The organism is Desulfobacula toluolica Tol2 (assembly GCF_000307105.1).
Classification (GTDB): Bacteria; Desulfobacterota; Desulfobacteria; order Desulfobacterales; family Desulfobacteraceae; genus Desulfobacula; species Desulfobacula toluolica.
The window spans coordinates 20,001-30,000 of the sequence record NC_018645.1; the positions used below are offsets into that span (position 1 = coordinate 20,001).

Genomic DNA, 10,000 nt, shown 5'->3' on the forward strand with positions numbered 1-10,000 from the left:
CCGAAGCTGCGGAATAGGCTTAATTTATTAAGTCGATTGGTAGAAGAGCGTTGTGCCGTCGCAGAATCGTGGTCGTGAGACCATGTGGAGATTGCACAAGTGACCATGCTGACATGAGTAGCGATAAAGCGGGTGAGAGGCCCGCTCGCCGATAGCCCAAGGTTTCCTGAGTAAAGCTAATCTGCTCAGGGTTAGTCGATCCCTAAGGCGAGGCCGAAAGGCGTAGTCGATGGAAAACAGATTAATATTTCTGTACCACCCAGTTGTTGTTTGAGAGAAGGGGGGACGCAGGAGGGCAAGTCATCCGTCTGTTGGAATAGGCGGTTTAAGCTCGTAGGCTGAAGATCCAGGCAAATCCGGATTTTCATTAAGGCTGAGAAGTGATGAGGAGGGATCTGATCCCATAAACTGACTGCACCCATGCTGCCAAGAAAAGCCTCTATTGAGACAACAGGTGATCGTACCGTAAACCGACACAGGTAGGCAGGGAGAGTATCCCGAGGCGCTTGAGAGAACCCTTGTTAAGGAACTCGGCAAAATAATACCGTAACTTAGGGAGAAGGTATGCCTCTATTGGTGATTAATTTTCATTATGAGCTGACGGAGGCCGCAGAGAATTGGTGGTAGCGACTGTTTACTAAAAACATAGGACTCTGCAAAGTCGCAAGACGAAGTATAGGGTCTGACGCCTGCCCGGTGCCGGAAGGTTAAGGGGATTTGTTAGCTTCGGCGAAGCACTGAACTGAAGCCCCGGTAAACGGCGGCCGTAACTATAACGGTCCTAAGGTAGCGAAATTCCTTGTCGGGTAAGTTCCGACCTGCACGAATGGCGTAACGACTTCCACACTGTCTCAACAAGGGACTCAGCGAAATTGGAATGGCGGTGAAGATACCGTCTACCCGCGAAAAGACGGAAAGACCCCGGCACCTTTACTACAGCTTGACATTGGATTTTGGGATATGATGTGCAGGATAGGTGGGAGACTTGGAAGCAGGTACGCCAGTGCTTGTGGAGTTACCCTTGAAATACCACCCTTCATATTTCAGTGTTCTAACTTCGACCCGTTATCCGGGTTAAGGACAGTGTCTGGTGGGTAGTTTGACTGGGGCGGTCGCCTCCCAAAGAGTAACGGAGGCGCGCGAAGGTTCCCTCAGGCTGATTGGAAACCAGCCGTAGAGTGCAAAGGCATAAGGGAGCTTGACTGCGAGAGAGACATTTCGAGCAGGTACGAAAGTAGGTCTTAGTGATCCGGCGGTTCTGAATGGAAGGGCCGTCGCTCAACGGATAAAAGGTACGCCGGGGATAACAGGCTTATCGCCCCCAAGAGTTCACATCGACGGGGCGGTTTGGCACCTCGATGTCGGCTCATCACATCCTGGGGCTGGAGCAGGTCCCAAGGGTTTGGCTGTTCGCCAATTAAAGTGGTACGTGAGCTGGGTTTAAAACGTCGTGAGACAGTTTGGTCCCTATCTTTCGTGGGCGCAGGATATTTGAGGAGATCTGATCCTAGTACGAGAGGACCGGATTGGACCAACCAATGGTGTTCCAGTTGTCGCGCCAGCGGCATTGCTGGGTAGCTAAGTTGGGTATGGATAACCGCTGAAAGCATCTAAGCGGGAAGCCAACTTCAAGATTAGATATCCCATCTATTTATAGACTAAAGACCCCTTGAAGACTACAAGGTTGATAGGCCAGGTGTGTAAGCACAGTAATGTGTTCAGCTGACTGGTACTAATAGGTCGTGAGGCTTAGCCACTTTTTCCACAGATAACTTTGAACGCTTTAATGCAAACATATTAAAATTTACTGCAACTTATTATAAATTTAAGGATTTATCGGACATGTAACCCATTAAAAAATATTCAAACGTCCGGGATCCAGCCATCTTAATCCGGTGGCTATGGCAAAGAGGTCACACCCGTACCCATCTCGAACACGGAAGTTAAGCTCTTTAGCGTCGATGGTACTGCATGGGAGACTGTGTGGGAGAGTAGAACGCCGCCGGATTATTCTTTAAAAAGCCCTGATCGTTAAAACCTGTAATATGGTTCAATGATCAGGGCTTTTTGCGTTTTATATTAAGAACAGTCAAACAACAGTCAAACAAATTTATTAAGCCCATCAACGACACACCTAAATCTTATCGAGTCAGCTATAAGAAATTGTTTAAAGAATCTGCTCCAAGATAGCTGCCAATCAAGCTTATCAGCCAGCCTAAATGAATTCTATGGTATCCCTTGGAATTTAGGTTTACTCTTTTCAATAAATGTCATAGTAGATAATAGCTTTATGGGTGATATGGTTTTTACAGGGTTGATTGAACGACCATACCGAAAAAAATCTTTCAGCTCAAAATTGAAATATTTCACAACCGAATAGGGAATAAAAAAATTAATCAAGATGAAACAGATCGTTGATAAAGACAAATTAAATAATCTCACCAATGAAATATGGAAATCCGCCGAAAGACTCAGGGGAAAATTCAAGGCCTATGAATACCAGACCGTTATTCTTCCCATTATTGTCATCCGTCGCCTGGAGTGCGTTCTGATCCAGTGGCGGGAAAATCAGGCAGCAGACCTTAAAGTCAAACGTCCGGGCGTGAAGGATAAAAATATTCTGGAATTGGTTAAGAAACTTGAGCTGAATTCCAAAAAAGCCCCTTTCTCCAATACCACTGCCTGGACCCTGGAAAAAATTTGTGCAGAAGACCCCACCCTCATGGAAAAGAATTTCAGGGCATACATCAACGGGTTTTCTGATAATGTTCAGGAAATCATCGAGCATTTCAACTACAGGGAAATCATCGGCCGTATGGTTAAAAATTCACGCCTTTCCCCCATTCTGAACCAGTATGCCAAAGAACCCCTGGGGCCGGATGAGCTGACCAACCTTGAAATGGGGTATGTGTATGAAGAATTGTTGCGGCGGTTTTCCGAGCAGAGCGGTGAGGAGGCGGGAGAGCATTTTACCCCCCGTGAAGTCATCCGCCTCATGGTGGAACTTTTGGAGATCCCCCTGCCTCAAAAACATATATCCGTCTATGATCCGGCCTGCGGTACCGGCGGAATGCTCTCGGTGGCCAAGGAGTACCTCTATGACAGGGCAGCGACTGATATGGAAAAAGCCAATGTTCAGAGGTTGGTCACCCTGCACGGCCATGAGCTTCAGCCCGGCAACTATGCCATCTGCAAGGCGGACATGCTCATCAAGGAAGAGGATGCAAAGATATTTTTCGGCAATTCCCTGATACCGGATGCTCAGAACAGCCCGGAACCCGGGGATCAATTGGCTGCGTCGAAATATAAATTTGACTATATGCTGTCCAATCCCCCCTTCGGTGTCACCTGGGGCGGTAAGGACGGGTATGAACACGAGGCCCGGAAATTCAAGACCACCCGGTACGCAGCCGGCATGCCCCGGACCAACGACGGGGCCTTTCTTTTTCTTCAGACCATGCTGTCTAAAATGAAACCCGTCAAAAACGGGGGCAGCAAAATTGCCATCATTTTTAACGGCTCGCCCCTGAGCAACGGGGACTGCGGATCAGGGGAGAGCGAGATCCGGCGGTGGATCCTTGAAAACGACTGGCTGGATGCCATTGTCATGCTGCCGGACCAGCTTTTTTACAATACCGGCATCTTCACCTATATCTGGCTGCTGTCCAATAAAAAGCCTGAACGCCATAAAAATAACGTCATGCTCATCGACGGGCGAAGCTATTATGAAAAAGAACCCAAATCCTTTGGCAACAAGCGCAATCGGATATCCGCTCACCACATGGAAACCATCAAAGACTATTTTCAAAACGGATGGGAAAAAGGATTTGAAAATGACCATGTAAAAATATTCAATACCACGGATTTTGCCTTTCACAAGGTATCGGTGGTGTTCTGGCAGACCAATGAAAAAGATGAACCCGGATTTGTTACGGAGCCCTATACCAAGGCCCTCACCCCGGCCAACATAACAAAGGAACAAACCTTTTACGAGAGTGATCTGAAATTTTCCATTGTTTTGACATCAAAAGAGCGGGAAACAACGATTTCCTTTACCCTGACCCCGGAGGATTTGTTTTCCAAGGTGTTTGAAAAAGAGATCAAAACCGCCTTTAAGCAGGAGATCAAGATCCTTACAAAGGCGTTGAAAACCGCCTCGGAAAAGACCAGGGCCGTTAAGGCATTTATCAAAGATCTGGATAAAAGCGTGGTCTTTACCCACCGCCATTATGTATCGGACACGGAATACATCCCGTTTGGGGAGGACATAGAGGCGTTTTTGAAACGGGAAATTGAAAAACCCATTATCCGGTGGAAGGACAGCCCCCAGCTCGGGTATGAGATTTTGCCCAACAAGTATTTTTACACGTATGAGCCGCCCCAACCGGCGGATGAGCTGCTCAAGGCGTTCTGGGCCTTGGAAAAAGAGGCAGAAGAGATGCTGAAAAAACTGTGAAGATGAAAGAAAATTCAAATAAAAGTAATATGGAAATATAAAAAAGTGAGTTCTATTAAATGGCCCAAGAAAAGACTGAAAAGGATAGTAAGGTGTAAATATGGAGACTCTCTATCAAAAGAAAATCGAGAAAAAGGTGATGTTAATGTATACGGATCAAATGGGGTCGTAGGTAGTCATAATAAATCCATAAGTTTTGGTAAAACAATAATAATAGGGCGAAAAGGTTCTTCCGGATCAGTCCATTTTTCAGAAAATAGTTGTTTCCCTATAGACACTACTTTTTTTGTTGATAAAACGACAACAAAAGCTGACATTAAATATCTATTTTATTTATTGGGATTACTTGAGCTGGATAAAATGAACTCAGATAGTGCTGTGCCAGGATTAAACAGAGAACATGCATATTCAAAAGAAGTTTTATCTCCATCATATACAGAGCAAAAAATTATTGCAAAGTATCTCGATAAAACCTGTGCATCAATTGACACCATTATTTCCATCAAGCAAAAACAATTGGAACTTCTGGAAGCCCTTAAAAAATCCATTATCCATAAAGCCGTGACCCAGGGACTGGAGGATTCGGTTGAGATGAAGGATTCCGGGGTGGAGTGGCTGGGGAAAATTCCAAGGCATTGGAAAGCGGTCAAGTTAAAAAGAATATCCAAGATTCAAAGCGGTTTAACTTTGGGAAAACAATATTCTGGGAATTTAGTTAAAAGATCATATTTGAGAGTTGCCAATGTTCAGGACGGGTATTTAGATCTACAGGATGTTTCTACCATCTCCTTGCCGAAAAAAACAGCCGCAGGGTTGGAATTAAAAAAAGGTGATGTGTTAATGACGGAAGGTGGTGATCTTGATAAACTCGGCCGAGGATTCCTTTGGGAAGGTCAAATTGAGAAATGTCTTCACCAGAATCATATTTTTGCAATTCGCCCGATTAAGTCTAAATTAATGGCAGCTTTTTTAACTTTGATAACCACATCAAGTTATGGTCGGATCTATTTTGAAGCAACTGGAAAAAAAACGACAAACCTCGCATCAACCAATGCATCAAAAATAAAGGCGTTTCCCATTCCACTGCCTTCAAAAAAAGAACAGGGCGAGATAGTTGATTTTTTGAATAAAAAAACCACTCAGATCGAAAAACTGAAAAAAAATATCATAAAACAAATAGAAACACTTGAACTGTATCGCAAATCCATCGTACATGAATGTGTGACCGGAAAAAGAAGGATTACTGACAATGATCTAAAGGAGTAGTAAAACAATGCCGGACGGACCGGAAAAAAAGTTCCAGAAGCATATAGCAGCATTTCTTGAGACGGTTCATGAGTATCTTCCCCTTGACGCATCGGACATCACCGATCCGGACTGGTATTTTGTCGAAGATCATCTGCTGGCATTTATCCGGGCCACCCAGAAAGAAACGTATAAAACCCTTGAAGAAAACTATGGCAGTGACAGCGGGGATGAAATCTTCCGGGCCTTGAAAAAAGAGCTGGCTGTTTCCCCGCTCTGGCTGGTCATCCGGAAGGGTCTCATGGTCAGGGGGCTTGCCTTTAAACTTTACTATCCCATGCCCCGGTCGAAACAGAGTGTGGCTGCCAAATATTTTGAGCAGAACCGCATCAGTTTCAGGGAAGAACTGGTGATTAAAAAGGGGAAACGGCCCGACTTTGTATTTTTTTTAAACGGTCTTCCCATCATTACCATGGAGCTGAAACATGAAAAAAACCAGGCCGTCCATGATGCCGTGGCCCAGTATGTGAGCCGGGATCATACCGACCGGATTTTTCAGCTTCCCTTTCTCCACATTGCCGCAGACACCTCGGATGTCATGGTGGCCACCGACCCTTCACGGGAGCATCATTTCAGGTGGCACAATATGGGCTTGAAAAATACGCCGATCAGCAAAAAGAGTGAATATCCAGTGGAATTCCTGTATCGGGAAGTGCTGTCAAAAGCGTCTATTCTCAAGGCCCTTTCCTTTTACCTGATTTATGTTCCGTTCAAGGAAGCAGAAGCGGACAAGCCGGAACAACATGCATTTACCATTTTTCCCCGGTTTCACCAGTCCAGGATGGTGGAAGAATTGTCCCGGGATCTTGAAGCTCATTTTGCAGACAATCGGCAGTTGGGCAGAAAATATCTGATCCATCATTCAGCCGGGTCCGGTAAAACCCTGTCCATCTGCTGGCTGGCCGATCGCTTCCACAGCCTTTTCAGACCCGGAACAAATGAAAAAGTCATTCATTTGATCTTTATTCTGACCGATCGGAAATCCCTGGATAAAAATATCAAAGAGGACATGGAGAAACTGGCCCATTTAAAAGATGTTGTGGGCATTGCCAAAACATCCAGGGATTTGAAAACCTATATCTGCAAGCGGACAGCCCAAATCATTGTAACCACCCAGCAGAAATTTAAACCTATCCTGGATCAGATCCAGGGGGATGAAACATTAAAGCAGCTTCGGGTGGCCTTCCTCATTGACGAGGCCCACAGGTCCCAGGAAGGCAAAATGGCCATGACCGTCAAGCAGCCGTTTCGTGATCCTGCTGCCGAAGATGTTGAAGCAGGGGAAAAAGATCCTGAAGAAGAGCTGGTCCGGATTATCCGGGCCAATGATCAAAACCAGATTTTCGTTGCCTTTACGGCAACCCCGTCAAAGGCGACCCTGACCCTTTTCGGGGAGCCCTTTGACACCTATTCCGAGGACGAAGCCATACAGGAGGGGTATATTCTGGATGTGGCCACCGGCATCATTTCCTATAAGACCCTGTATCATCTTCATTGCCCCGTGGTGACGGGCCTGGATGAGGAAGCGCTTTATCCGGCCGGTGTGGTGAGCAAAGCCCTTAAAAACGTGGCGTTCCAGGATGACGGGTTGATCCAGTACAAGGCGGAAGTGATGCTCAGGATCTTTGAGGAGAGGGTCATGGGGCTGATCAATGGAAAGGCAAAGGCCATGATCGTTGCCACGTCCAGGATTGCAGGCCTGCGGTATTTTAATATTTTCAGGGAAAAACTTGTGGAAAGAAAAAGGGATTATAATGTTCTGTATGCGTTTTCACCCTTTATTCATCCGGACACTAATGAAGTGGTTACCGAGGCCGGAATCAATCATCTGAATCCAAATGAAGCCATTGAAGACCGGTTTGAAGGGGAGGATTACAGGCTTCTGGTGGTGGCCAATAAGTTTCAAGAGGGCTTTGATCAGCCGCTTCTGGCAGGAATGTTCCTGGATAAGGCTGTGGTGGACCGGAATGCCGTCCAGACGGTATCCCGGCTGAACCGGTGTCATGAGGGCAAGGATGAGATTGTTGTGGTCGATTTTACCAACAATGCAAAAAATATCCTGAAAGCCTTTAACAAGTATCGTAAAGGCACTCCGTTTGAACCGGAGGAGCCGGACAAAAATGATTGCATTGATCTGTATGAGGCGATTCTTTCAAAAAAAATATTTGACCAGGCAGATGCGGACCGGATGGCCGATCTGATGGAGCAAAATAGTGATGCCCTTGTACAGCAACGGGTGGCTGAACTGCGGGGCCGCTTCCAGGAACGCCTGTCCGATTCGGATGAACGAAAATCATTTGTTTATCTTCTGGCCAGGTTTGTGAAAGTTTATTATTTTATGACAGGGTTTTTTCAATACCCGGTGCATATTTCAGTTTTTGTTGCCTTTGCCGAGGTTGTCGGTCCTCAGCTCATCAAAAAGGGATCTGTGTCCGATCTGATGAAACAGATACGGAAAACAAAGGTGGTCAAGGCCAATGTGGAATTTATTGATGAGGTCAGGAGTGGCGGATCGGTAAAACTGGTGAAGAAAGGTCGGAAAGGGGCAGGATTACCCGTGAAAAAGGTGACCATCCAGGATGTCATTGATAAGATTCGAAAGGAATTTACCATATCAGATGATGAAGCCATTATAATCCGGGAAGTGACGGAAGAAAAAATGCAGGATGAACAGATTTTAAATACCATCCGCAGTCACAGGGAAGATGAATATTTTATCCGGGGTACTTACAAAGAAGAAATTGATCGGCTGATACAGGAAGCCTATGAAGACCGGGACCGGTATGAAACGTTGTGGGATCCCAAATATACGGATGACGGGGCGATTTTTGATATCATGGCCTTTACGGTCATTGAAAACGGTCTACAGGAAACAATTGCGAAATAATTCAGAATGAAAAAAAAATTACAGCAGATGCCCATTGAAGAACGGCCCAGGGAAAAGCTTTTGGGAAAGGGTGCCGGAGCTCTTATGGATCAAGAACTCCTGGCAATTCTTCTGGGTAAAGGCTCTCAAAATCAGGACGTGATGACCCTTGCTGAAAAATTGATTCCTGTGATTGATAAAAAAGGATTTCGGCTGACCGCAGACGATTTGAAAAAATTTAAGGGCATTGGCGATGCAAAGGCTGCGATCATTCTTGCTGCCATAGAGTTTACAAGGCGGCGGATTAAACCGGAAGGATTCAAAATCAATACACCTGAAGACATCCTTCCCCATATCAAACATTATGCGGATAGAAAACAAGAGCATTTTTTATGTGCATCCATCAATGGTGCCAACGAGGTGATGAATATCCGCGTGGTTTCCATCGGTCTGGTCAATACCACTCAGGTTCACCCAAGAGAGGTCTTTGCCGATCCGTTAACGGACCGCGCGTCTGCTGTTATTGTTGCCCATAACCACCCTTCGGGCGATTTAACTCCCAGCAAAAATGATATAGCAGTAACACAGCGGCTGATTCGTGCTGGAAACACTCTTGGTATACGATTCCTGGATCATGTTATTTTCAATAAAAAAACGTATTATAGTTTTAAAGAACATGCTGTTATAGAAGAATTAAACTGAACGCTATAAGGTGATATCCGCATCTTGAAGCAGCCTTGAACGGCTGATCATTGTTTTTATTTTCCTTTTAAATGCAATATGGCGGTTGTATTTTTCTTTGCAGTATTCATGGATAAGGTTTGGCGCCTTTTCCTGATCCCCTTGTACTGCATGTACTTCGGCAAGAACACCCAGCATCAAGGCGGCTTTTTCATAGGCCCCCCTGTGCTGATTGGAAACCATATTATCTACTCGCTTTTTTCCGATTTTCAGGGCCCAATCAAAATATTGCTTGAGTTTGGATTGTGGAAATTCAACCCGTTGCAATCATTTTCAATTAGTTCCAAGTACGGTTTTAATGCGATTCTTGTGTCAAATTGTGCCATTTTTTATCCCTGACTGTTACTCGATGTTTTTTTTGGGAATCCTGATTTTCCATCTTTCATCACATGATTTAAGGATTCTTAATCGCGCTGATGCTGAATTCAACCAGCTTTTCCGGACACCATACCTTATAGCAGCCCTGATCAAATTCCAGATTTTTCGATTCAACTCCAAAACGAGCGGTCATGACCCATGGATAAATTGCAGTCAGGGCCGTCACACAGATGGAGTCGGATTTGTCTTTGTCAATCATGGGACCATTTATGTAAAGGCAGTCTCCTTTTTTCATGAGATCACACTGGCATTGG

6 protein-coding genes and 2 rRNA genes (2 of these 8 only partly in view) are annotated in these 10,000 nt (G+C 45.3%); 6 read left to right on the plus strand and 2 right to left on the minus strand.

Annotated elements, in window-relative coordinates:
• The 6 genes from TOL2_RS00085 to radC form a co-directional block, all read left to right on the plus strand.
• Positions 1-1,757 (plus strand): 23S ribosomal RNA (locus TOL2_RS00085) (it extends 1,239 nt beyond the left edge of the window).
• A gap of 134 nt (positions 1,758-1,891) precedes the next feature.
• Positions 1,892-2,008 (plus strand): 5S ribosomal RNA (rrf, locus tag TOL2_RS00090).
• A gap of 393 nt (positions 2,009-2,401) precedes the next feature.
• Positions 2,402-4,456 (plus strand): type I restriction-modification system subunit M, encoded by a 2,055-nt coding sequence (locus TOL2_RS00095; RefSeq protein WP_014955544.1) that lies wholly within the window; start codon positions 2,402-2,404, stop codon positions 4,454-4,456.
• A 45-nt stretch (positions 4,457-4,501) separates the two neighbouring features.
• Positions 4,502-5,722 (plus strand): restriction endonuclease subunit S, encoded by a 1,221-nt coding sequence (locus tag TOL2_RS00100; protein ID WP_014955545.1) that lies wholly within the window; start codon positions 4,502-4,504, stop codon positions 5,720-5,722.
• A gap of 7 nt (positions 5,723-5,729) precedes the next feature.
• Positions 5,730-8,648 carry a DEAD/DEAH box helicase family protein gene (locus tag TOL2_RS00105; RefSeq protein ID WP_014955546.1) on the plus strand — a complete coding sequence of 973 codons (2,919 nt, stop codon included), beginning with the start codon at positions 5,730-5,732 and terminating at the stop codon, positions 8,646-8,648.
• Positions 8,649-8,654: 6 nt separating this feature from the next.
• Positions 8,655-9,329 (plus strand): RadC family protein, encoded by a 675-nt coding sequence (gene radC, locus TOL2_RS00110; protein ID WP_014955547.1) that lies wholly within the window; start codon positions 8,655-8,657, stop codon positions 9,327-9,329.
• 3 nt (positions 9,330-9,332) lie between these two features.
• Here the strand turns inward: radC and TOL2_RS00115 are convergent, their stop codons facing one another.
• Together TOL2_RS00115 and TOL2_RS00120 are read right to left on the minus strand one after the other, a co-directional pair.
• On the minus strand, positions 9,333-9,635 hold the full coding sequence (locus TOL2_RS00115; RefSeq protein ID WP_041279150.1) for a hypothetical protein: 303 nt from the start codon (positions 9,633-9,635) through the stop codon (positions 9,333-9,335).
• A 127-nt stretch (positions 9,636-9,762) separates the two neighbouring features.
• Positions 9,763-10,000: the 3' portion of a TIGR04076 family protein gene (locus TOL2_RS00120; protein ID WP_014955549.1), read on the minus strand. The gene runs 41 nt beyond the window's last position; only the last 238 of its 279 coding nucleotides appear in the window; the start codon falls outside the window, past its right edge; the stop codon is at positions 9,763-9,765.